Origin of the sequence: Azospirillum brasilense (assembly GCF_007827815.1) — a bacterium.
Taxonomy (GTDB): domain Bacteria; phylum Pseudomonadota; class Alphaproteobacteria; order Azospirillales; family Azospirillaceae; genus Azospirillum; species Azospirillum brasilense_C.
Genome location: NZ_VITH01000010.1, coordinates 213,674 through 235,793 on the forward strand (window position 1 = coordinate 213,674; position 22,120 = coordinate 235,793).

At 70.8% G+C, this 22,120-nt stretch carries 25 protein-coding genes; 12 read left to right on the plus strand and 13 right to left on the minus strand.

Annotated elements, in window-relative coordinates:
* Positions 1–14 precede the first annotated feature (14 nt).
* The 11 genes from FBZ83_RS21200 to FBZ83_RS21250 form a co-directional block, all read right to left on the minus strand.
* Complete coding sequence (locus FBZ83_RS21200) at positions 15–416, minus strand: hypothetical protein (RefSeq protein WP_145688182.1); 402 nt, start codon at positions 414–416, stop codon at positions 15–17.
* A 42-nt stretch (positions 417–458) separates the two neighbouring features.
* Complete coding sequence (locus tag FBZ83_RS21205; RefSeq protein WP_145688192.1) at positions 459–641, minus strand: hypothetical protein; 183 nt, start codon at positions 639–641, stop codon at positions 459–461.
* 110 nt (positions 642–751) lie between these two features.
* On the minus strand, positions 752–1,567 hold the full coding sequence (locus FBZ83_RS21210; RefSeq protein ID WP_145688201.1) for an ABC transporter permease: 816 nt from the start codon (positions 1,565–1,567) through the stop codon (positions 752–754).
* The gene (locus tag FBZ83_RS21215; protein WP_186466154.1) at positions 1,564–2,358 is read right to left on the minus strand and encodes an ABC transporter ATP-binding protein; all 795 of its coding nucleotides are present in this window, start codon (positions 2,356–2,358) and stop codon (positions 1,564–1,566) included. Before FBZ83_RS21215 ends, FBZ83_RS21210 begins: the two co-directional genes overlap by 4 nt.
* Positions 2,359–2,533: 175 nt before the next feature.
* The gene (locus FBZ83_RS21220; RefSeq protein ID WP_145688206.1) at positions 2,534–3,514 is read right to left on the minus strand and encodes a PQQ-dependent catabolism-associated beta-propeller protein; all 981 of its coding nucleotides are present in this window, start codon (positions 3,512–3,514) and stop codon (positions 2,534–2,536) included.
* Positions 3,515–3,553: 39 nt separating this feature from the next.
* The gene (locus FBZ83_RS21225; protein ID WP_247888409.1) at positions 3,554–4,666 is read right to left on the minus strand and encodes an ABC transporter substrate-binding protein; all 1,113 of its coding nucleotides are present in this window, start codon (positions 4,664–4,666) and stop codon (positions 3,554–3,556) included.
* Between the two features lie 91 nt (positions 4,667–4,757).
* Positions 4,758–5,582: a formylmethanofuran dehydrogenase subunit C gene (locus tag FBZ83_RS21230; RefSeq protein WP_145688213.1), complete on the minus strand. Its 825-nt coding sequence runs from the start codon at positions 5,580–5,582 to the stop codon at positions 4,758–4,760.
* On the minus strand, positions 5,579–6,478 hold the full coding sequence (fhcD, locus tag FBZ83_RS21235) for a formylmethanofuran--tetrahydromethanopterin N-formyltransferase (RefSeq protein ID WP_145688223.1): 900 nt from the start codon (positions 6,476–6,478) through the stop codon (positions 5,579–5,581). The genes FBZ83_RS21230 and fhcD overlap by 4 nt, the downstream gene beginning before the upstream one ends.
* Entirely contained in the window at positions 6,478–8,127 is a 1,650-nt protein-coding gene (locus FBZ83_RS21240) for a formylmethanofuran dehydrogenase subunit A (RefSeq protein ID WP_145688233.1), read from the minus strand. The genes fhcD and FBZ83_RS21240 overlap by 1 nt, the downstream gene beginning before the upstream one ends.
* On the minus strand, positions 8,121–9,422 hold the full coding sequence (locus tag FBZ83_RS21245) for a formylmethanofuran dehydrogenase (RefSeq protein WP_145688244.1): 1,302 nt from the start codon (positions 9,420–9,422) through the stop codon (positions 8,121–8,123). The genes FBZ83_RS21240 and FBZ83_RS21245 overlap by 7 nt, the downstream gene beginning before the upstream one ends.
* A 4-nt stretch (positions 9,423–9,426) precedes the next feature.
* A complete protein-coding gene (locus FBZ83_RS21250) occupies positions 9,427–9,804 on the minus strand; it encodes a 4a-hydroxytetrahydrobiopterin dehydratase (protein WP_145688252.1) in 378 nt (125 codons plus the stop codon).
* Positions 9,805–9,937: 133 nt separating this feature from the next.
* Between FBZ83_RS21250 and FBZ83_RS21255 the strand changes: the two genes are divergently transcribed.
* The 7 genes from FBZ83_RS21255 (at position 9,938) to fae (ending at position 16,555) form a co-directional block, all read left to right on the plus strand.
* Complete coding sequence (locus tag FBZ83_RS21255; protein ID WP_145688262.1) at positions 9,938–10,933, plus strand: beta-ribofuranosylaminobenzene 5'-phosphate synthase family protein; 996 nt, start codon at positions 9,938–9,940, stop codon at positions 10,931–10,933.
* Positions 10,934–10,966: 33 nt separating this feature from the next.
* Complete coding sequence (locus FBZ83_RS21260) at positions 10,967–11,863, plus strand: NAD(P)-dependent methylenetetrahydromethanopterin dehydrogenase (RefSeq protein ID WP_145688272.1); 897 nt, start codon at positions 10,967–10,969, stop codon at positions 11,861–11,863.
* A gap of 4 nt (positions 11,864–11,867) precedes the next feature.
* Positions 11,868–12,992: an ATP-grasp domain-containing protein gene (locus FBZ83_RS21265; RefSeq protein ID WP_247888411.1), complete on the plus strand. Its 1,125-nt coding sequence runs from the start codon at positions 11,868–11,870 to the stop codon at positions 12,990–12,992.
* 216 nt (positions 12,993–13,208) lie between these two features.
* On the plus strand, positions 13,209–14,198 hold the full coding sequence (gene mch, locus FBZ83_RS21270; RefSeq protein WP_145688289.1) for a methenyltetrahydromethanopterin cyclohydrolase: 990 nt from the start codon (positions 13,209–13,211) through the stop codon (positions 14,196–14,198).
* A complete protein-coding gene (locus FBZ83_RS21275) occupies positions 14,188–15,090 on the plus strand; it encodes a RimK family alpha-L-glutamate ligase (RefSeq protein ID WP_145688298.1) in 903 nt (300 codons plus the stop codon). The genes mch and FBZ83_RS21275 overlap by 11 nt, the downstream gene beginning before the upstream one ends.
* Entirely contained in the window at positions 15,087–16,016 is a 930-nt protein-coding gene (locus FBZ83_RS21280; protein WP_145688306.1) for a triphosphoribosyl-dephospho-CoA synthase, read from the plus strand. The genes FBZ83_RS21275 and FBZ83_RS21280 overlap by 4 nt, the downstream gene beginning before the upstream one ends.
* 11 nt (positions 16,017–16,027) lie before the next feature.
* Positions 16,028–16,555 (plus strand): formaldehyde-activating enzyme, encoded by a 528-nt coding sequence (fae, locus tag FBZ83_RS21285; protein ID WP_275945596.1) that lies wholly within the window; start codon positions 16,028–16,030, stop codon positions 16,553–16,555.
* A 5-nt stretch (positions 16,556–16,560) separates the two neighbouring features.
* Here the strand turns inward: fae and FBZ83_RS21290 are convergent, their stop codons facing one another.
* Positions 16,561–17,310, minus strand: a complete 750-nt coding sequence (locus FBZ83_RS21290) for a HisA/HisF-related TIM barrel protein (protein WP_247888412.1) — start codon at positions 17,308–17,310, stop codon at positions 16,561–16,563.
* A gap of 9 nt (positions 17,311–17,319) precedes the next feature.
* Here FBZ83_RS21290 and FBZ83_RS21295 point away from each other — a divergent pair, with 9 nt between their 5' ends.
* From FBZ83_RS21295 to FBZ83_RS21310, 4 genes are read left to right on the plus strand one after another with little or no spacing between them, the layout of a single operon-like run.
* Positions 17,320–18,309, plus strand: coding sequence for an ATP-grasp domain-containing protein (locus FBZ83_RS21295; RefSeq protein ID WP_145688332.1), 990 nt, complete (start codon positions 17,320–17,322; stop codon positions 18,307–18,309).
* Between the two features lie 3 nt (positions 18,310–18,312).
* A complete protein-coding gene (locus tag FBZ83_RS21300) occupies positions 18,313–19,410 on the plus strand; it encodes a hydantoinase/oxoprolinase family protein (protein WP_145688344.1) in 1,098 nt (365 codons plus the stop codon).
* Between the two features lie 21 nt (positions 19,411–19,431).
* Positions 19,432–20,376, plus strand: coding sequence for a quinoprotein relay system zinc metallohydrolase 2 (locus tag FBZ83_RS21305; protein WP_145688355.1), 945 nt, complete (start codon positions 19,432–19,434; stop codon positions 20,374–20,376).
* A 4-nt stretch (positions 20,377–20,380) separates the two neighbouring features.
* Positions 20,381–21,211: a quinoprotein dehydrogenase-associated SoxYZ-like carrier gene (locus FBZ83_RS21310; RefSeq protein ID WP_145688368.1), complete on the plus strand. Its 831-nt coding sequence runs from the start codon at positions 20,381–20,383 to the stop codon at positions 21,209–21,211.
* 27 nt (positions 21,212–21,238) lie between these two features.
* Here the strand turns inward: FBZ83_RS21310 and FBZ83_RS21315 are convergent, their stop codons facing one another.
* Positions 21,239–21,580: a hypothetical protein gene (locus FBZ83_RS21315; RefSeq protein WP_247888413.1), complete on the minus strand. Its 342-nt coding sequence runs from the start codon at positions 21,578–21,580 to the stop codon at positions 21,239–21,241.
* 245 nt (positions 21,581–21,825) lie between these two features.
* Between FBZ83_RS21315 and pqqA the strand changes: the two genes are divergently transcribed.
* Complete coding sequence (gene pqqA, locus FBZ83_RS32020) at positions 21,826–21,960, plus strand: pyrroloquinoline quinone precursor peptide PqqA (RefSeq protein ID WP_247888414.1); 135 nt, start codon at positions 21,826–21,828, stop codon at positions 21,958–21,960.
* Positions 21,961–22,120: the final 160 nt, after the last annotated feature.

A 22,120-nucleotide genomic window follows, 5' to 3' on the forward strand; every position in this document is an offset into this window, starting at 1 on the left:
GGTGACGGCGACGGCTACTGCCCTGTGCCCGACTTTGGTGGTTCGGACGCGTTGGTGCCGCCCTGCGTCACCGACCCGCCACCGATGGTGCCCTGACGCTGTCCGGCCAGGGAGTTGTCCGGCAGAGCGCCCGTGCCGCTCGTGGCGCCGCCCGAGGAACCGGACGGCGACGTCTGAGGAGCAGTCGAGCCGGACGTTCCACTCTGGCCGCCGCCCTGCGTGACCCCGCCTCCGACGGTGCCCTGCCGCTGCCCGGCCAGGGAGTTGTCCGGCAGCGCCCCGGTCGACGGGCTGGTCTGGCTTCCGGAGCCTTGAGGCATCGCGCCGCTCGTGGATTGGGCGGACGCCGGGACCGCCGCCAGGGCGGCGGCAAAGGCCAGCGCGGATGCGCCGGCCAGGATGTTCACCTGTTTCATGGGACATGTCCTCCGGCAAATCATTCGGTGTTTTTTACGCCTCTAACCCGCGTCCTTCGTGCTGCGGTTCTGGCGGGACGCTTCGCCCATGCGGCCGATGTCCTCCTTCGCCCGCTCGTCCCGACCGGCGTCCTGCGGTTGGTCCTTCTTGAATTCCTGCTCACTGCCGAGAACGCTCTTCTCGCCGCGCGGCTGGTCCTGCGGTTTGTCGGAATTTCCCGTCATGACGTTTCCTCCACCCGAGCCCGCCCAGCGGGATGACCGGACGGTCGTCTGTTCCATCAACCGCAGGTCGCCGGGCACGGTTCCGCCCGTCGTGTCACCCCTGTTCCGCCTTATCCTTGTTCCGCCGGGCCGCCGCGGCGGGCCCAGAAGCCTCGTCCGGGATCGTAGGCGAGGATCGCCGCTCCCAGGAACAGCGCGAGGCAGGCGGTGACGGCCAGGAAGGCCGTGCCGTTGACTTGCAGGTACAGCGCGAAGCGGATCAGCTCGACGGCCTGCGTGAAGGGATTGATCCCGGCGATCCAGGCGAGCGTCGGGCTGCCCTCGCGGATGCGCCACAGCGGGTAGAGCGCCGAGGAGGCGAAGAACATCGGAAAGATGACGAAGTTCATCACGCCCGCAAAGTTCTCCAGTTGCCGGATGAAGGAGGACAGCAGCAGGCCGAGCGCGCCCAGCATCAGCCCGCTCAGCACCAGCGCCGGCAGCACCGCGAGATAGCCGAGTTCGGGCGGCTGGACGCCCCAGAACCAGGCGATGGCGAGGAAGACATAGACCTGGGCGATCGACACCAGAACGCCGGCCAGCAGTTTGCAGACCAGCAGGTACCAGCGCGGCAGCGGGCTGACCAGCAGGGTCTTCATGCTGCCCATCTCCCGGTCGTAGACCATGGACAGCGAACTCTGCATCCCGTTGAACAGCTGGATCATCGCCACCAGCCCCGGCGTCACGTAATCCTCGTAGAGGATGTAGGTCTCGTAGGGCGGAATGATCGACAGGCCGAGCACGGCGCGGAAGCCCACCGCGAAGATGGCCAGCCAGACCAGCGGGCGCACCAGGGCGGCGAAGAAGCGCTCGCGCTGGTGCACGAAGCGCAGCCCCTCGCGGACAATGACCGCGCGCAGGCAACGCCAGTGGAGCGTCGCGTTCATTCCCGGGTCCCCTTCGCCGTCAGCCGGGCGAAGGCGTCGCCCAGGGTCGCGGCGCCGGTGGCGGCGCACACCTCCTCCACCCGCCCGGCGGCCAGCACGCGCCCGCGGTGCAGCACCACGACGCCGTCGCCGTCGCGCGCCTCGTCGATCAGGTGGGTTGCCCACAGCACGGCCAGCCCGCGCTCCCGGCAGAGGTCGTGCACATGGTCGAGGACCTGCCGACGCAGCTCGATGTCGAGCCCGACGGTCGGCTCGTCCAGCAGCAGCAGGCTCGGGCGATGCAGCAGCGCGCGGGCGATCTCCACCCGTCGCCGCTGCCCACCGGACAGGGTGCGCACCCGCTCGTCCGCGCGCTCGGACAAACCGATGCGGGCCAGTTCCTCGCCCGCCCGGGCTTCGATGTCGGCGGATGCCAAGCCATGCAGCCCGCCGTGGTAGCGCAGGTTCTGGATGACGGTCAGATCCGGATCGAGTGTGGGCTGCTGGAACACCACGCCGATGCGCGCCAGCGCCTGGGCAGGGTGCCGGCGCATGTCGGCACCGAAGACGCGGATGCTCCCCTGGCGGGTGTTGTAGAGTCGCGTGATCAGCGAGAAGAGCGTCGTCTTGCCGGCACCGTTGAGCCCCAGCAGCACGGTGAACCGCCCCGCGGGAACGCCGAACGACACGCCGTCCAGCGCCGCCCGCGCCCCGAAGCTGTGGCTCAGCCCCTCGACCGCCAGGACCGGGGCCGCCGCGGCGTCACCGGAACGGGCTTGCGGGTCGGGTGGCGCGGTGTCGAAGCAATCCATGTCGTCTCCATCGCCGGGAGCCGTTGCGTTCGCCTGCTTAGCCCTCTCCTCTCCGGGGAGAGGGTGGCCCGCAGGGCCGATGAGGGGGATGTCCATGGCGGTATGTCCAGCAAAAGCGCAACCCCCTCACCCTAACCCTCTCCCCAGAGGGGAGAGGGGATATCGAAAGCCTCCATTACGGCTTGACGATCACGCCCCAGGGCGCGCCGCCGACCGAGATCGACTTCACGACCCGACCGCGCTCCAGATCCATCACCGACATGTCGTTGCTGACGCCGTTCGTCGTGTAGAGGCGCTTCTCGTCCGGCGACAGCGCCAGATTCCACACGCGCTGGCCGACGAGGTGGTAGCGCTTCACCTCGTAGGTCTTGGCGTCGATCTCGGCGACCCGGTTGGCCGGGCCGAGGGCGACGAAGGCCCGTTGCCCGTCGCTGGTCAGCTGGATGCCGACCGGCTGGATGGATTCGCGCGGCACGCCCTGGACCGCGAAGCTGATCTTATGAACGAGCTTGCGCGAGGCCGCGTCGATGACGCTGACCGTCCCACCGACCTCCGACGACACCCAGACGAACCGCCCGTCCCCGGTGAACTGGGCGACGCGCGGGCGCGCATCGACCAGCACGTTGTCGATGATCTTGTGCGATTCCGTGTCGATGAAATGGGCCATGTTCGTCGTTTCGGAGGTGTTCACCAGGATCTTGCCGTCCGGGCTGACGCCCATACCCTCCGGCTCCACCCCCACCTGGATCTCGCCGATGATCTTCTTGGTCGCGATGTCGACCACCGAGACCATGTTGTCGTCCTCGTTGGCGACGTAGAGCCGGTGCCCCTGCGGGTCCAGGACAAACAGCTCCGGATCGGGGCCGGAGGGCAGCCGGTCGACGACCTTCTGCGTCGCCACGTCGATGACGTCGATCCGGTTGTCGTCGCCGACGCAAACGAAGATCTGAGTCATGTCCTCGTTGAAGGTGATGCCGCGCGGCCGGCGGCCGACCTTGATCGTGGCGACCACCTGCAGCTTGCCGCCGTCCACCACCGAGACGGTGTTGCTCTTCTCGTTCGAGACGAAGATGGTGTCCGCCTGTGCGGGCTGGGCGACGGCGAAGCCCAGCAACGCTAAAGCGCCGATCCGGGCGGCTCCTCCGGTTAACGACATCACGTTCCCTCCCATGGTTGCCCCCTGCCGGGGCTTTTCTCAGCGGTTGCGGCACCGGCTTTCCGGGCGATCGTCGCCGAGCGTGTCGAGTTCCGAGAACTGGTGCAGGTAGCCCGGCTGCGGCGACACCGAGACGAGCACCCGCGGCCCGGCCAGCAGCACCGGCTGCCGAAGCTGCCCGTCCCAGTCACGGAAGGTCAGCCCCTGCCCCTTGAAGGCCGGCAGGGTGAAGTCCGGGCCGCGCACGAAGGCGGCGAGCGCCGCGGGGTCGGCGGACTTGGTGCGCGTCGCCGCCTCGCCCACCGCGCGGACGGCCATCCAGGCGGTGTAGTCGCGCGGTCGCATCCAGCGCCCAGCCTGCCGTTCGAAGCGGCTGTGGATCTGCGTCGCTCCCCACTGCTCGTGCACGCGCGACCACGCGGTCGGGACGAGCCCATGGGTGCCGACGACCGGGCGGGGCAGCCACGTCTGATAGAGCAGATACTCGCCGAACCCGTCCGCCTCGTCGGCGACGACCAGCACGTCGTGCTCGGTGCCCTGGGTGAAGGTGAGGATTTCCGACTGGACGGTGACATGCCCGGTGTCGACGCGGCGGTTCGCGTCCTCGAAGGTCCAGCGCTTCTCCTCGACGATTTTGGCGCGGTAGCGCTTGGCGGCGGCGCGGATCGCGTCGGCGTAGGCGGCGTCCTGCGGCGTCCGCCCGACCACCAGCAGCCAGTTCATCCATTTCCGCGAGGCGAGGTACTGGGCCAGCGCGTCGGCCTGCATCCGCCGGCTGGGCGTGACGTGCAACAGGTTGGCGCGGCAGCGCTCGTTGCGCAGGTCGTCGTCCGGGGCGCGGGTGTTGAAGATCAGCATGTCGGCCGCCTCGGGCGCCGCCGCGGCGGCGAGCAGGGCGTCCTCCTTCAGGTCGGCGACGAGCAGGCGCACACCCTGCCCGGCGAGGTCGCGCACGGCGTCCTCGACGCGCCCGTCCTCCGGCACCGTCACCTCGACCAGATCGAAGCGCTGGTTGAGGAACCGCCCGGTCGTGTTGTTGTCGGCGATGGCGAGGCGGGCGCCCTGGACGCCCTCGTCCTCCGACACCGGTTCAAGAAAGGTCTGGGGGATCCGCGGCTCCTCCGCGCGGGTCAGGTAGCCGATGCGTACCACCAGCGGATCGGCGCCCCGGGCCGGAGACCCGAACAGAACGGCCAGGGCGAGGGTCAGAAGGGCGACGGCCCGCAGCGCGGGAGGGCGTCCGCTAGGCCTCCGACACGATAAGCACTTCTCCGATCCCCCCGGCCGTCCGGTCGCCGATAAGGCGCCGGGCACGGGTGCCGGCGGTTGGGAATCCACTGGGCCAAGCCCCGCCATCGATCAGCTCCTTCCGCATCAGGTCCAGAAACAGCCAGTCGTTCATGCCGCCATCGACGAAGCCGGGCGTCACAGCCTCCGGCGCTCGCCGCAGCAGGATGGAGCCGCGGCGCATGGCCTGCCCCGCACCAGGACCGCAACCGGCACCGACGACGATGGTCCCGGCGATCATCCGGGCGCCGCACAGGCCTCCCACCCGTCCATGGACGGCGATCAGGCCACGGCGCATCCGCTCGCCGACCCGGTCGCCGGCGTTGCCCATGACGACGACGGAGCCGCCGCTCATGCCGCGCGTGCCGCCGGCCAGCGGTGCTCCCAGGAAGTCCCCGGCATCGCCCAAGACGCGCAGGCTCCCGCCGGCCATCCCGGCCGCTGCGAAGGCGCCGCAGTTGCCCTCGACGGTCAGCACGCCGCCGCGCATGGCGCTGCCGGCATAGGCGCCGCACTCCCCCTCGACCCGGAGTTCCCCGGCGGTCATGCCGCTTCCCACCCCGTCGAGCACCGCATCGCCGGGCTGCAGGACCAGACCACCGGAGGGGCCGCCGTCCTGAAGCGCGAACAGCGCGTCCAGTCGGTGACGCTCCCGCCCACGGACCAGCATCAGCCCGGCCAACGCCTCCCGACCGCCCTCAATCAGCCGGTCGGGCAGGACGCCGGTCATATCAATGGGCGGGCCGGCGGAGTCGCGGGTGGTGAGAATGAGTCCGCTCATGCCATCACCTCGTGCAGGCGGAACTGGTAGCGGCCGAGCTTGCCGCCGTAGTTGCCGGCGGTCACCGACACCACCCCGCCCGTGGCGCCCAGGTCGGCCACGGCGGCGATGCCCGCGCGCATGGCGGCGGCGACCGCCGCTTCGCTCACCCCGTCGATGACCAGTTCGAGAATGGACTCCACCCCCTCCGGCACCAAAGACGCCGGCACCGCCGCCCGCAGCGTCGGGCAGAAGGCGGTGTTGGTGGAGGCGATCAGCCCCTTGTACTTGCCGCCGATCTTGGAGCCGGAGCGGACCACCCCGCCGGGAAAGGGCAGAATGGCGCCCGGCACCTCGCGGATCGCCAGGACCGCGGCCTGCGCCGCCGCCAGACCGGAGCGGCGGTCTGCCGCCAGGATGATGAAGTTGCCGCCGCCGACGCCCTCCACCGCCGCGGTGGTCGCCTCGCACAGGAACTCGCCGTCCATGACCGGAATGCGCCAATAGCGCCGGCCGCCGACCCGCTTGGCGATCTGCCAGCCATCGCCGAAATAACGCAGCGCGTTGCCGAGCGGAATCGCAGCGCCCTCCCGCAGCCCGGCGTAGCAGGCCGTTCCGGGGCAGGTCATCACGCATTGCCCGACGCGGCGGGCCACCTGCTTCGCCAATTCCGCCTTCGACATGGCGAACAGCAGAACCGCCGCGCCGGGCCGGGAGTCCGGGGTCTCATCGGATGGCAACACACGTTCCATCGCCGCCTCGCAGCCGCAGGCGATCACCGAGGTGGCGAAGCCCGTCAGGCTGACCAACGCCGCCTGCACCCAGGCCGGCGTGTCGGCGGTGATCACCACCCGCGTGCCGAGCATGGGGAAGGCCTCGGCGAAGGTGTCCTCGATGTGGACGCCGTTGAGCCGCATCAGAAAGCTCCCGGCTGACACGCGTGGCGAACCAGGCCGTTGCCCCCGCGGATCTCCTCCTCCGCAATGCGGAAATGCGTCAGCCGCTGGCCCATGCGCTCGTCGAAGCGGCGCGCCATCCAGGATTCGATCTTTGGATCGTAAGCAGGCTCCACCACATGCGTGCGCCCCTGGAGGAACGCCACCACCACGCCGTCGCGGACGATCAGCCGGCCGTCCTTGAAGACGAGGTCCGGTGTCTCGAACATGGCGTGGCGGTCCGGCCGGTCGGTGTAGACCGTGATGTCGGCGACCGCCCCCGGACCGAGATGGCCGCGGTCGGTCAGGCCCAGGATGCGCGCCGGGGCGGCGCGGGTCATGGTGGCGATCTCGCCCAGCGAATACTCGCGCGTCAGCGACCCGAGGATGGTGTGCTCCGGCAACGCCGGGTGCAGCTCCGCCATCCGGGCGAGGCGGTGGTCGCGGTCCATCAGCAGGCGGATCAGCTCGGGGTAGCTGGTGAAGGGCGCGCCGTTGGGGTGGTCGGTGGTGAGGAAGATCCGCCAGGGGTCCTCGATCAGCAGGAACAGCTCCAGCCCGATCGCCCATTGCAGCGCGTTGACGAAGGCCTTGTCGCGGTAGCGGAAGGGCACGACGCCGCAGCCGGCGTCGCATTCGATGTCCATCATCACCCACTTCTTCGGGTGGGCGAGCCCGGCGTTGCCCATCTGCGCCATGGTGTCGGCCGAGGCGGTCACCGTCTGGCCGAACATGATCTGCCCGACATCCACCGAGATGTTGGGCCGGCGGTTGACCGCCTCGGCCACGCGCGCGGCGGCGGAGGAGAATTTCCGGTCGCCCTCCGCGCCATAGGCGTGGAACTGGACGTGGGTGAGGTGGAGCCGCAGGCCATCGACCGCCACGATGCTGTCGAGCGTCGCCTCGACGTTGCCCGGCACGCCGAGATTAAAGCCGTGCAGGTGCAGCGGGTGCGGGATGCCCAAACGTTGCACCGCCCCCGCCAGGGCAGTGAGGATGCGGCGCGGCGTGATGGCGTGGAAGGGGCCGTTCTCGTCCACGTCGAGGCGGCGCTGGTTGTACTTGAAGGCGTTGATACCGCCGGGATTCACCGCCTTGACGGCAAGGCTGCGCGTGGCGTTCAGCATGAAGCCGACGTAATCGGCCACCGCCTCCTCCCCGGCGCCGGAGGCGAGAAGCTCCAGCAGCAGGTCGTCATTGCCCAGCACCAGATAGCCGCCGGTGTCGATCAGCGGGATGTCCGCCATTTCCAGATGGGCGTGGCGGGCGTTGCTCGGCAGCATCGCCGGCTCGAAGGCCGCCGTGTAACCCATCTGGGCGTAGCGGCAGCCGGTGGCGTGGGTGGACGGGGTGGCGAGGCCGACGCATCCGCAAGGCTCCTGCGCCGCCATGCGATGCTCCTCGGCCATCAGCAGCCGCGCGATGTTGACCTTGCCGCCAGCGATGTGGCTGTGGATGTCGATGGCGCCGGCCATCACGACCCGCCCGGTCAGGTCGTGGACCTCGTCCGGCGCGGCGCCGGGTCCGGGATCGGCGACGATCCGGCCGTCCTGGAGGAACAGGTCGCCCACCGCGCCGTCGTGCCCGTTGGCCGGGTCGTAGATACGCCCCCCGGCAAGTTTCGTCAGCATGCGGGGGCCTCCTGCGGCAGGGCGGCGGCGATGGCCTTCAGCACGGCCGCGACGCCCGGCAAGCCACGGTCGATCAGGCCCCGCCCGCGCAGGGCGACCACGGTGTCGCTGCGGAAGACGTGGGCCGGGTGGTCAATGCCCGGCGTGCCGACGGGGATGAACACCGCCGGCTCGTCGGCAAAGGCCGTTCCCGGCGGGGCCAGGGCGACGACGGTCGTGTCCGCCGGGAAGGCGGGGACCTCCGGCCGGAAGGAGGACACCCACACCACCACGTCCGCCACCGCCGCGTAGCGCGCCCAGTCGAAGCGGTGGGGGTCGTGCCGCGGTGTTCCTCCGGCCAGCGACGTGCGCAGCGGCACGCCGAAGCGCCATGTGCAGACTTGGTTGACCCCGACGATGTTGTCGTGCCCGGCCAGCGGCAGGCCGGCGCAGCGGGTGTGGCGGTTCGCGTCGCGCACGAGGCCGACCAGCCGCTCGACCGTCAGGTCGGCGTGCGGCCCGGCAAATGCGGCGGCGCCCCAGGCCACGACGGCGTAGCGCGCCGTGCGCAGCCGCTCCGCCAGGGCGGCGATGTCGCCCGCTCCGATCCCGGCGGCTCCCGCCGCGCGGGACGGATCGGCCAAGGCCGCGGCCAGCGCCGCCGCCGCGTCCCCGGTCCGCGCCGGGTCTCCGGGCAGGACGGTGACGGGAAGACCCGAGAGCACGGCCCGCGTGGTGTCCAGCGGTTCGCCGCACAGGAACACCACCTCCCGTGATGGCGGCGTCTGGAAGGCCGGCGCCGGCGCCACCCAGCGCTCGAAGAGGCGCGGGTGCAGCGCCGCCGGGTCCGGTCCGGCCACCAGCAGCAGGTCGCAGCGGTTGCGCAGCTCGGCCAGGGTGGTGGCGATCCAGCCCGTGCGCTGGAGCACCGCCAGATTGCGGTACAGCCCGTCGGACAGCGCGTGATCGACCACCGCGCCCAGCCGTTCGGCGAGCGACAGGGCGGCCCGCGCCCCATCGACGTCGGTGCCGAGCCCGGCCACCAGAGGCGCCTGCGCCGCCCCCAGCAGCGCGGCGGCGGCCTCCACCGCCTCGGCGAGCGGCACCGGGACACCCGCCACGCGCGGGGGTTCAGCCACCGGCGTGTGGGAAAAGCGCTCGCGCGCGACCGGGCAATCGGTGGAGCGCACCGCCAGCGTCGACGGCGGCTCCTCCTCGACGGTCAGGTCGTCGCAGCCGAGGCCGCAGAACGGGCACACGACGTCGTGATGGACGACGGGGCGGCCGATGGGATGGGTTGGCCGGTCACTCGCCATGCCGTCAGTCGTATTTGATGTAGGCGAAGCGCGGATCGTCCTTGGGCGTCCCCTCCAGCGCGCCGCCGTCGCGGGCGGGCTGCCACTGGATGACCTCCTCGATCTTGCGGGCGAGGTCGAAGTCCTTGTCGGTGATGCCCTTGGCCGAATGGGTTTTCAGCCGCACCTCGACCCAGGCGTAGGAGGCGGTGAGGTCCGGGTGGTGCCACGCGGCCTCGGCCAGATGGCCGACCGTGTTGATCACCATCAGGGTGCCCTTCCAACTGTTCGTCTTGTACTTCCGCCGGATCCAGCCGTCCTCGAACCGCCACCGCGGCAATAATTGCTGCAGTCGCTCAACAACCTCAGTATCGGAATAGGTGGCTTCCTGAACCGCGGTCATGTCTTCCTCCCCGAAGCGACCGAACAGTCCTCACCCCGAAGAGGTATATACTATTGGATCGGGGTCTTTCTTTAATGAAAGATTATCATGATCAAAAGAACGACGCAACTTTCCTTAAGCGAGTGAGGGCCACATGCCACTCGGCGTCGATGAAGTCAGGGAGTTGCGGGTCACGGCCCCCGCGCGGTTGCATCTGGGGTTTCTCGATATGAATGGCGGTCTCGGCCGCCGCTTCGGCAGTCTGGGCCTGACGCTCGACGGGATGGCGACGACCCTCCGCGCGCGACCGTCCGACCGCCTCTGCGCGAGCGGCCCGTCGGCGGAGCGTGCGCTGAAGGCCGCGCGGGCGGTCTGCGACCGTTTCCGCTGGCCGGCGCGCGCCGAACTGACGGTTGAGGAGGCCATTCCCGAACATGTCGGGCTTGGCTCCGGCACCCAGCTCGGTCTGGCGGTCGGCACCGCGCTCGCGCATCTGCACGGGCGGCCCTCGACGGTGCGCCGCCTCGCCGCGGAGCTGGAGCGCGGCGCCCGTTCCGGCATCGGGATCGGCGCCTTCGAGAATGGCGGCGTCATCCTGGACGGCGGCCGGGGGGCGGACGACGCGCCGCCGCCCATCGTCGCGCGCCTGCCCTTTCCGGAGTCCTGGCGGGTTCTGCTGATCCTGCACCGCGACGGTCAGGGGCTGCATGGCACCGCCGAATTGCAGGCCTTCAAGGCGCTGCCGCCCTTTCCGGCGGAGCGGGCCGGGCATCTCTGCCGCCTGATCGTCATGGCGGCCCTTCCAGCGCTGATCGAGGGCGATGCCGACCGTTTCGGGCGGGCGGTGGGCGAGTTGCAACGCACGGTGGGCGACCATTTCGCCCCGGTCCAGGGCGGGCGCTTCACCAGCCCCCTGGTCGCCGAGGCGCTGGCGTGGCTGGAGACCGAAGGCATTCCCGGCGTGGGACAGACGTCCTGGGGGCCGACCGGCTTCGCCATCGTCGGCGACGCCCGGCGGGCCGAGGCCCTGCTGGCGGAGGCCCGGCGCCGCTGGGCGGGCTCTGCGCTGGACTTCCATCTGGCCCGTGGCCGCAACGACGGCGCGACGCTGGAATCCACCACCGACCGGGTGGTGCTGCGGGCCTCCTGACCCCTCACACCCGAGCCAAGCGGGAGGCGCGCGATGGCCGCACCCTATGTTCTGCACATGCTGACGCCGCTGAAGCACGTCAGCGCCTTCGACGTCAACATGGCGGCGGACGCCGGCATGGGGCCGCTGTTCCCCTACACCGGCGTCGCGCTGGAGGAGGTCACCGGCATCACCCAGGACGCGATGTTCTCCCGCGATCCGGCGAACGCGGCGCGCACCGGGCTGTTCATCGGCGGGCGCGACGCGGTCCTGGCTCTCGACATGATGGACGCCGCCCGCAAGGCCATGTTCGCACCCTTCACCATATCGGTCATGGTCGATCCATCGGGGGCCTTCACGACGGCCGGCGCCATGGTCGCCGTCGTCGAGCGCGCCCTGCGCCGCAGCCACCCGGACGGGATCAAGGGGCTGACCCTCAAGGTCTTCGGCGCGACCGGCGTGGTCGGCGGAATCGCCGCGGTGATCGCGGCGCTGGCCGGCGCGCGCGTCACCTTGGTCAGCCACCGCGGCCTGTCCGGCGTGGAGCCCAAGGCCGCCGAGTTCCGCCGCCGCTTCGGGGTGGAGCTGGCCTGCGCCGACGCGCCCGACGACGCGGCCCGGGAAGCGCTGCTCGCCGATGCCGAGGTGGTGTTCGGCTGTGGGCGGGCCGGCGTGCAGATCCTGTCGGCGCGCAACCTTGCCGCGGCGGGCCGCCTGCTGGTTGCGGCGGACATCAACGCGGTGCCGCCATCCGGCATCGAAGGGGTCGGCCCCAAGGACAACGGGACGCCGCTTCCCGGCGGGCACGGCGTCGGCGTCGGCGCGCTGGCGGTCGGCGCGGTCAAGTTCCGGGTGCAGCACGCCCTGCTGACTCGTCTCGCCGCGACGAAGACGGCGGTGTATCTGGATTTCTGCGATGCCTACGACGCCGCCCGCCAGATCGCCGGCTGAGGCGGTGGCAAAACCGGTCGCGGAGGGGCCGGACATCGTCGTCGCGGCCCTGTCGGCGCGGGCGCTCGCCGCCGCCGCCCGCCGCGCCGGCCGGCGTCCGGCGGCCGTCGATCTGTTCGCCGATCGGGACACCGCACAGATTGCAGACCCCTGCCTCCGCCTGGACTCCGACACTCTGCGCCTGGACCCCGCCGCCCTTCGCGACGCCCTGGCGAGGCCCGACCTGCGAGACCTGCCGCTGGTCTACGGCGCCGGCGTCGAGGACGATCCAACGCTGCTGGCGCGCCTCGCGGAGGATCACCCCCTGATGGGCAACCGGGCCGAGGTGGTGGCGCGCGTCAAGGACCCGTTCCGCTTCGCCGCCACTCTGGACCGCCTCGGCGTTCCCCACCCCCCGGTCGCGTCGGCTTGGGACGGATCGTCCGGCGACCATCTGCGGAAGCGGATCGGCGGCAGCGGTGGCGCGCACATCACCCCAGCGACGGCGGGGGACGCCGGGCCGGGCTGGTACGTCCAACGCCGCGTCGCCGGCCATGCGGTGTCGGTCCTCTTCCTCGCGGACGGCGCCCGCGCGCTCATCGTCGGTTTGAGCCGGCAATGGACCGCGCCCACCCCGGAATGCCCTTATCGCTACGGCGGAGCGGCCGGACCCTGGCGCTGTCCGGAGCGCTGGACCCGGATTTTGCCCGCCCTGATCGACGGCCTCGCGGCGGCGTTCGAGCTGGTCGGGCTGAACAGCGCCGATTTCCTGGTGGCCGGGTCGGACTTCCATCTGTTGGAGATCAACCCGCGACCCGGCGCGACGCTGGACGTCTTCGACCGCCCGCCGATGCCGCCCTTGTTCGGCCTCCACCTGGACGCCTGCTCCGGGCGCCTGCCCGAGCGACTTCCGAAGCTGTTGGAGTGTCGGGCGGCGTTGGTGCTCTACGCCGACGCCGCTACCCGGATCGAGGCGGGCCGGCGTTGGCCGGCCTGGACCGCGGACCGACCGGCGGCGCCGACCGTCATCGGGCGCGACGAGCCGGTCTGCACCGTGTTCGGGGAGGGTCCGAGCGCCACCGCGGCACGGCGTCATGGCGAACGGCGGCAACGCGACCTGACGGCCTACGCCGCAATGGAGATGCAGTGATGACCACGGAAGACTCCGCTGACCTGTGCCGGAGGTACGCGCACGCGTTATCCCCTCTCCCCTCCGGGGAGAGGGTCAGGGTGAGGGGGGTGCGCTTGTGCCGAACGTGGCGCCATGCACGCCCCCTTCACCGGCTCTCAGCGGACGCCAGAGGCACCCGCCTGCCGCCGTCAGCTCAAACTCCGTTTGCGCGTGAGCAGAAGGGAGAGGGCTAAAATGGCCAAGCCCAACACCCCTGATCCGCGCCCAAGCCTCGCCGCGCTGTCGGCGCCGTTGGTCGAACGGTTGGTCGCCGATGCCCCGGTGCTTCGCCTCGGCATCGAGAGGGTCGGCGGGGCCTGCGTCATCGATGCCGGGATCGGCCATCCCGGCGGGCTGGAAGCCGGACGGCGCATCGCCGAACTGTGCATGGGCGGCCTTGGCCGCGCAACGCTTGGCCCGATCCCCGGCCCGCCGTCCTGGCCGTTCGGCGTCACCGTCCACAGCGCGCAGCCGGTCCTCGCCTGCCTCGGCAGCCAATACGCCGGCTGGAGCCTCAGCCACGGCAGCGGCAAGGGCGCCTTCTCCGCGCTGGGCTCCGGTCCCGGCCGCGCGCTGGCCCGGCAGGAGGCGCTGTTCGACGAGCTGGACTACCGCGACACCGCCGACGCGGCGGCCTTCGTCATGGAGGCGACGGCGCTGCCTCCCACCGAGCTGGTCGCCCACATCGCCGCCACCTGCGGCATCGCCGCGGATCGGTTGACCCTGGTCCTCACCCCGACGCAGAGCCTCGCCGGGACCACCCAGGTGGTCGCCCGCGTGCTGGAGGTCGCCCTGCACAAGCTGCACGCGCTCGGCTTCCCGCTCGACCGCGTCGTCGATGGCATCGGCATGGCGCCGCTCCCACCGCCGGGCGGCGGTTTCCTCACCGCGATGGGCCGCACCAACGACGCGATCCTCTACGGCGGCACCGTCCATCTGCACGTCGCCGGCCCGGACGACGCGGCGGAGGATCTGGCGCACCGCCTGCCCTCCTCCGCCTCCCGCGACCATGGACGCCCCTTCGCGGAGGTCTTCGCGGCGGCGAAGGGAGACTTCTACGCCATCGATTCCATGCTGTTCAGCCCGGCGCGCGTGACCGTCACCGCGCTGGACAGCGGGCGCAGCTTCCAGAGCGGAACCCTGGCGCCGGACCTCGTGGAGCGCTCGTTCCGCGATGTCCGGTGAGCGCGCCGCCCTGATCCTCACCGAGCGGCCCGACTGGCACACCCCGCGGCTGGTCCGGGCCATCGAGGCACGCGGCCTGCCCTGCCGCTGCGTCTCGCCGCGACACTGCGGAATCGCCGTCGGCCACACGGCGACCGGCCTGCTGATCCCCGGCTTCGAGGACGCGCTGCCCGCTGGCGTCTTCGTCCGCGCGGTCGGCCAGGGCAGCTTCGAGCAGGTGACTCTGCGCCTCGGCGTGCTCCATGCGCTGAACGACCTCGGGGTGCCGGTCCACAACGACGCGCGGGCCATCGAGCGCTGCGTGGACAAGAGCATGACGAGCTTCCTTCTCGCCCGCGCCGGCCTGCCGACCCCGCCGGCCCTCGCCACGCAGGAGGCCGAACCGGCCCGATGCATCCTCGACGATGCGCCCGACCAAGTGCTGAAACCGCTGTTCGGCGCGCAGGGACGCGGCCTGCAACGGCTGGACGGACCCGATGCGCTGCCTGATGCCGAAGCGGTCGGCGGCGTCTACTACCTCCAGCCCTTCATTCCGCCGCGGACCGAGGGCGCGTGGCAGGACCGCCGCGTCTTCGTGACAGGCGGGCGGGCGGTCGCCGCGATGACCCGGCATGGGCCGAGCTGGATCACCAACGTCCATCAGGGGGCAACGTGCGAGGCCGCTCCCGCCGACGACGAACCCGCCGCGCTCGCCGTCCGCGCCGCGGCCGCGGTTGGCGCGCGCTACGCTGGCGTCGACCTGATCCAGGACCGGGCTGGGCGCTGGCTGGTGCTGGAGGTCAACAGCATGCCGGCGTGGCAGGGCCTTCAGCGGGTCAGCGCGGTGGACATCGCCGACGCCCTGGCCGCCGACTTCGTGGAGCGGGTGGGCGCAGGATCGGCGGGCGCATGATCGACTGGGCACCGATCCCCCCCGATCCGGCGTCCGGCGTGGCCGGCGCCTACCGCGCCGCCTGCCATCTGGAGCTGCGCGCGCTGAAGCCCGGCAACGTGCACGTCCACGCCGAGGGGCACGGCATGACCGTCGCCCAGTTCCTCGCCAGCGCCGAGGCGACCGCGCCCATCCTCGCGCGGCCGGGGCTGGGCGTCGGGGAGCGGCTGCACGCCGCCGTCCGCGCCACGCGGGACGCCGCCGGCTGCAACACCAACCTCGGTATCCTGCTGTTGGCCGCACCGCTGGCCCAGGCCGCGCTGCTGCCCGGAAACACCCCCTTGCGCGACCGGCTGGGCCATGTCCTCGCCGGCCTGACGGTGGCAGACGCCGATCTGGCATTCCAGGCCATCGCGCTGGCCGCTCCCGCCGGGTTGGGCCGCGTGGACGGAGCGGACGTGCACGCACCGGCGCGGGTCACTCTGCTCGACGCCATGCGGGAGGCGCAGGACCGCGACAGCATCGCCCGGCAATACGCGACGGGTTTCACGGACGTTTTCGACACCGGCGTGCCGAGCCTGCGGCGATGGCTGGCCGCCGGGGCGGATTTCGAGCAGGCCACGGAAATGATTTATGTCGAATTTCTCGCCACTTTGCCCGACAGCCATGTCATCCGAAAATACGGGCGGGAGCGTTCTGAATGGTTACGCGCGCGGGCTTCGGAATTGAGGGAAAACACGGCCCCGGATCGTGCATTCACGCTAACGCGATCGCGCTTGGCGGAACTGGACCGGGACCTCAAATACAATGGCGTCAACCCGGGAACGACCGCGGATATTGTCGTGGGTTGCCTTCTTGCGTTCTGGCTCATGCAATCCCCGCAGCCGCCCGTCATAACGGACGTTCTTCGAAAAGACGCGCTCCACGAAGAACGCCGGCAACACTAGGGAGAGAGGACATGCCGATGTGGGGAGGACAGTCCACGAAGATCAACCGCGTGCTCGTCGGTGAGTCGCTGGTCGGTGATGGGAACGAGGTCGCCCACATCGACCTGATCATGGGACCGCGCGGCAGCGCCGTGGAAACGGCCTTCTGCAACGCGCTGACCAACAACAAGGACGGCTTCACCGCCCTTCTCGCGGTCGTCGCACCCAACCTGATGTGCAAGCCGGCGACCATCCTGTTCAACAAGGTCACCATCAAGGGCGCGGAACAGGCCGTGCAGATGTTCGGCCCCGCCCAGCACGCGGTCGCCAAGGCGGTCGCCGACTGCGTGTCGGAAGGCACCATCCCGCAGGACGAGATCGACAACATCTTCATCTGCGTCGGCGTCTTCATCCATTGGGAGGCCAAGGACAACGCCAAGATCCAGGACTACAACTACCGCGCCACCAAGGAGGCCATCGAACGCGCGGTCGCCAGCTTCCCCAGCGCCCAGGACCTGATGAACCAGAAGGACAAGGTGAAGCACCCCTTCGCCGCGTGACCGGTTCACCGGGACAGGGCTGCCAGTTCCGCGCCGCCGATGCGGCCGTCGTGCAGCGCCGTCGCCACCAGGGCGCCGGCGCCGCCGCGGGCTGCAAGGTCACGGAGATCGCCGCCGTCGCGCACCCCGCCGGCGGCGAACAGGCTGGCCTGCGGCCCGATCCGGCCGATCTCGGCGAGGCGGCTCCAGTCCGGCCCTTCCCCGGAACCGACGCGGGCCAGGGTCATGACGATGATCCGCTGCGGCCACAGGTCGGCACGCTCCAACAGGCCGGGCGGCCCGACGAAGCGGTCGCGGAAGTCGAGCGAGAGAATCACCCGGTCCCAGACCGGATCGGCTTTCAGCGCGGTGAGCGGCGCAAGACCGTCCAGGCTCTCGCTGCCAAGCACCGGGTCGCCAAGCCCCGACCCGACGAAGCCGCGCACCGCGTCGGCGGTGCGGAACCCGGCATCGACCCAGAACGCAACCTCCGGAAAGGCCGCCTTCAGCCGCGCCAGCGTCAAGCGATTGTCCCCGGTGCCCTGGATGGCATCGAGATCGGCGGCGTAGACGATGCGGAAGGGATGCAGACGCAGCAGGCCGCCGACCACCGCCACCGGGTCGTTGCCGTCACAGAGCGACGAGCGCAGCGGCGGGTAGCGACCCCGGTCGCCGCGACGGGCGTGCACCACGCCGCCCTCCCTCAGGTCGATCACCGGAACGACATGGACCATCTTGCCCTCCCTCGGCTGCATGGTGACAGACGGCGTGCGCATCCTGGCGGCATGCGCATCCTGGTTGTCGAGTTCGTGACCGGCGGCGGCATGCCTTCGGAGAGCGCCATCCCGGCCAGCCTCGCCCGCGAGGGCGACCTGATGCTCCACGCCCTGCTGGCCGACCTGCTGGACGTGCCGGGGGTGGCGGTGACGGTCACCCGCGACGCCCGCCTTCCGCCGCTCGCACTCCCGGTGCGCAGCATAACCATCACCGACCCGCGCGAGTCCTGGTCGCTTTGGGAGGATCTCGCCCGGCAAGCCGACGGCGTCTGGCCGATCGCCCCGGAGACGGACGGCGCGCTGGAGCGCTTCAGCCGCATGGTCGAGGCCAGCGGGCGCCGCCTGCTCAACAGCCGCACCGACGCGGTGGCCGTGGCGTCCAGCAAGGCGGCGACCGCGGCCGTGTTGTCGGCGGCCGGCCTGCCGGTCGTCCCGGTCCGGCCGGTCAGTGCGGACGATCCGCCGGGCGGCGGCCCCTGGGTGGTCAAGCCCGACGACGGGGCCGGCTGCGTCGACACCCGGCTGATCCGCGGCCACGCCGAGTGGCGGGGCTGGCTGGCAGAGGCCGACCGCAGCGGTTTCGTGGTGCAGCCCTTCCAGCCCGGCATCCCAGCCAGCCTGTCGATGCTCTGCCGCGACGGGCGGGCTTGGCCGCTGACCGCCAACCGCCAGGATGTGTCTCTGACCGGCGGCGTCTTTTCCTATGGCGGTGGGCTCGTCGGCGGGATGACGCTGTCCCCGGCTCTCTCCGACCTTGCGCGGGGCGTCGCGGCGACGCTGCCCGGCCTGTTCGGCTGCGTGGGCGTCGATGTCATCGTCGGTCCGGACGGGCCGACCATCATCGAGGTCAACCCGCGCCTGACCACCTCCTCGGTGGGGTTGCGGCGCGCGACGGGGCTGAACGTCGCCGCGGCGGTGCTGGATCTGGCGCGCGACCCGCCGGTCCCGCCGCAGCCGGTGGAGCGCATCGAACCGGTCCTTCTGACGTTGGAGGCGTGAGTCATGCATGGCGGCGCATTGATCGGACTGGACATCGGCGGAGCGCACCTGAAGGCCGCCCTGTTCAATGAGGCGGGAACGCTCCGCGACCTCGACCAATGGCCCTGCCCGCTCTGGCTGGGCCTCGACCGGCTGGAGCAGGCCATGGCGGCGGTGCTCGCCCGTTGGGGCCGGCCGCAACGGGTCGCCGCGACGATGACGGGCGAGTTGGCCGACCTGTTCGACGACCGCACCGACGGCGTACGCCGGATCGCCGCCACCCTGCGCTCCGCCCTGCCCGCTGCGGCGGTCAGCGTCTTCGCCGGTCCGCGCGGGCTGGTGCCGGTCGACGCGGTTTCCGACTGCGCGGAGGCGGTGGCTTCCGCCAACTGGTACGCCACGGCACTGGTCGCCGCGGCGGGCGGCGACGGCATCCTGCTGGATGTCGGCAGCACGACGACCGACATCGTCCCGCTCATTGGCGGCGGACCGCGCCACGCCGGCTATTCCGACGCGGAGCGGCTGGACAGCGGCGAGCTGGTCTACACCGGCGTCGTGCGCACCCCGGTCATGGCGGTTGCCCGCGCCGTTCCCTACGACGGACGCTCGCGCGCGCTGATGGCGGAGCTGTTCGCGACCATGGCCGACGTTCACCGCCTGACCGGCACGCTGCCGGAGGGCGTCGACCAGCACGCCACGGCGGACGGGCGCGACCACGGCGTCACGGCCAGCGCCCGGCGCCTGCTGCGGATGGTCGGCGACGACCTGGACCCGGACGGCCTCACGAAGGCCCGCCGCCTCGCCCACCACCTCGCGGAGCGCCAGCTCCGCCAGATCGAGGACGCGCTCGACCTCGTGCTGTCGCGGGGCCAAGCGGCGGATGGCGTGCCGCTCGTCGGGGCTGGGGTCGGCCGCTTCCTGGTGCGGCGTCTGGCCGAGCGCCGGGGTTCGCCCTATCGGGATTTCGAGGCGCATCGGACGGTGGCGCCGGCCTTGCGGGAGCGCGCGGGATGGTTCGCCCCCGCCGTCAGCGTCGGCTGGCTGGCCATCGAGGGTGCGCCGCACAAACACCTTTGCCCGGTTGCCGGGCCCGCCGACGCGGTTTCATACTTGCCCGATTGAACACAGGAGCAGGACCGGACGATGGCTGCTGCGGCCACGTTCCTCCGGCCGTCCGCGCGCGCGGCGCTGGCCGGCGTCTGGCTGTTTTGGTCGGCCCCGGCGACGGCTGATCCCCTGCCCGTGTTCGAGGTTGCCCCCGGCGTGTTCGTGCACGCCGGCCGCCACGAGGAAACCGACGAGGCCAACGGCGGCGACATCGCCAACTGCGGTTTCATCGTCGGGAACGACGCCGTCGCGGTGATCGACAGCGGCGGCTCCCCGACCATCGGGCATCGGTTGCGCGACGCGATCCGGGTCCACACCGACCGGCCCATCCGCTACGTCGTCAACACCCACATGCACCCGGACCATGCGCTGGGGAACGTGGCCTTCCTTCCCGACCGGCCGGACTTCGTCGCGCATGTCCGCTTCCAGGCGGCCCTGGCGGCGCGCATGGACCATTACCGGCAGGCGTTCGACGACGCGGTCGGCACGGCGGCCGCCACGGAGGTCCGGCTCATCCCGCCGACCGTCGTGGTCACCGACCGCCTGGAGCTGGATCTGGGCGGACGCGTGCTCGACCTCGTGGCGTGGCCGGTGGCCCACACCGACAACGACCTGACGGTGCTCGACCGGCAGACCAGGACGCTGTGGGCCGGGGACCTGCTGTTCATGGAGCGGGCGCCGGCCATCGACGGCTCCGTCCTCGGCTGGCTGCGCACCCTCGACGCCCTGGCCGCCGAACCGGCAACGCGCGTGGTTCCCGGTCACGGCCCGCCCTCCGCCCCCTGGCCCGACGCCGCCGTGGACCTGCGCCGCTATCTGGGCCGGGTGGTCGAGGGCGTCCGCAAGGTCCAGGCCGCCCACGGCACCATCCAACAGGCGGTCGACACGGTCGCCGCCGACGAGGCGCCGCGCTGGCGCCTGTTCGACTCCTACAACCCGCGCAACGTGACGGCGGCCTTCGCCGAACTGGAATGGGAATGACAGCATGACCACACCGCACCGGACCATCCGCACATTGTCGGGCGCCGCACTGGCGGGAGCGGCGTGGCTGTGCCTGGGCAGTGCCGGCGCCCTGGCGGCCTCGCCCCAGGAGGAGCGCTGGGACCTGCTGCGCGACATGTATTTCTCAGGCCGCACCGTCGAGGACGCCGGCCCCCTCCTCAGCCTGGAGGCGCCCAAGCGCGCCAACGACGCGGCGGTCGTGCCCATCCGGATCGTGACGGCGCCGGGCAACGGCGTCGCGGTGACCGCGGTCCATCTCATCGTCGACGAGAATCCGGTGCCGATGGCCGCGACCTTCCGCTTCCCCCACGGCGACAACCCGCAGGCGATCGACACACGCCTGCGGGTCAACGCCTACACAAACATCACCGCCGTCGCCGAGACCAGCGACGGGCGGCTGCTCCGCACCACGCAATTCGTCAAGGCGTCCGGAGGATGCTCCGCCCCGGCGTTGAAGAACGCCCAGCTCGCCGTCGCCCGCATGGGCAAGATGAAGCTGAACCTTCCTGACAGCATTGTCGCCGGGAAGCCGCTGACCGCGCAATTGCTGATCAGCCACCCCAACTACACCGGCATGCAGTACGACCAGATCAACTATTATTTCATCCCGGCCCATTACGTGAAGACCGTCGCCATCCGCTACAACGGGCAACCGGTGCTCGACGTGCAGTCGGACATATCGTTGAGCGAGGACCCCAGCATCCATTTCTCCCTGGTGCCGGAGGAGCAGGGCACGCTGGAGGTCACCGCCGAGGATTCGAATGGGCGGGTCTTCCAGGAAAGCTGGCCGATCCGCGCCAACTCCGGTTCGTGAAGGTCGCCTGCGCCGCCGCCGAACCGGTCAGAAGCATTTCAGGTCGGCGGCGACCTGGGCCTGCCGGAACTCGTTCAGCAGGTCCTTGATCCACCCGACGTCGCGCATCAGTGCGGCGCGCTCGCCGGGGGCCTCCTGCATGCCCCGCGCGGTCTCCACCGCCACATAGCTGTCGTAAGGGAAATGCGCGGCGATCTCGTCGATGCTGCAGGAGCATTTGCGCACGACGTCCGGCCCCTGGCCGTTGGACAGCATGCAGCCGAGGACGTAATCGACGCGGGCGTAGGTGGGGTAGCCGTCCTCGGCCCGCGCCGCCCCGCAACCGATCAGAACCGCGATCAACGCAACCGGAACACCATTCCTCATCATCGGGTCGGGTCCTTGCTGGCCTGTCCGAAGAAGCGCACCCTCATGGTGTGATGATCAAGCGCGCCGTCTCAAGCACGCATTCGGGTGTTTCTCCGGGATTGACCGGTCATTCGACATGGAGACCAAATAAATGCGGCCGACCTTCATCATAAAAACTTCCTACGGATTTTCCGTTTGGCTACCCGTTCGGAGAATGGCCGAGCCGGCATTGGGCCGGTAGGCTTCCTCGAGAGGACCAACCGTGAATGGTCCTGTCCAACCATTTTGGTTCAACCATTGTGGAACAGAGGGAGGGCATCATGAAAACGTGGCGCAAACCACAAATCCGTGTGATCGCCGTCGGCACCGAAATCAACGCCTACGCCTGCGCCCAGCTTTGAGGGCGTGGCGGCGGCATGACCGCGTGCCTCTCACACCACCACCGGCTTTCCGGCGGGCAGCGGCGCATCTCGCCTCCGCTGCCCGCTCAGCCGTTTCGACACCACCACCGGCCGAAAGCCGGCCGGTTGCCGCGCCCGGTGATCACGGACAGTGATCACG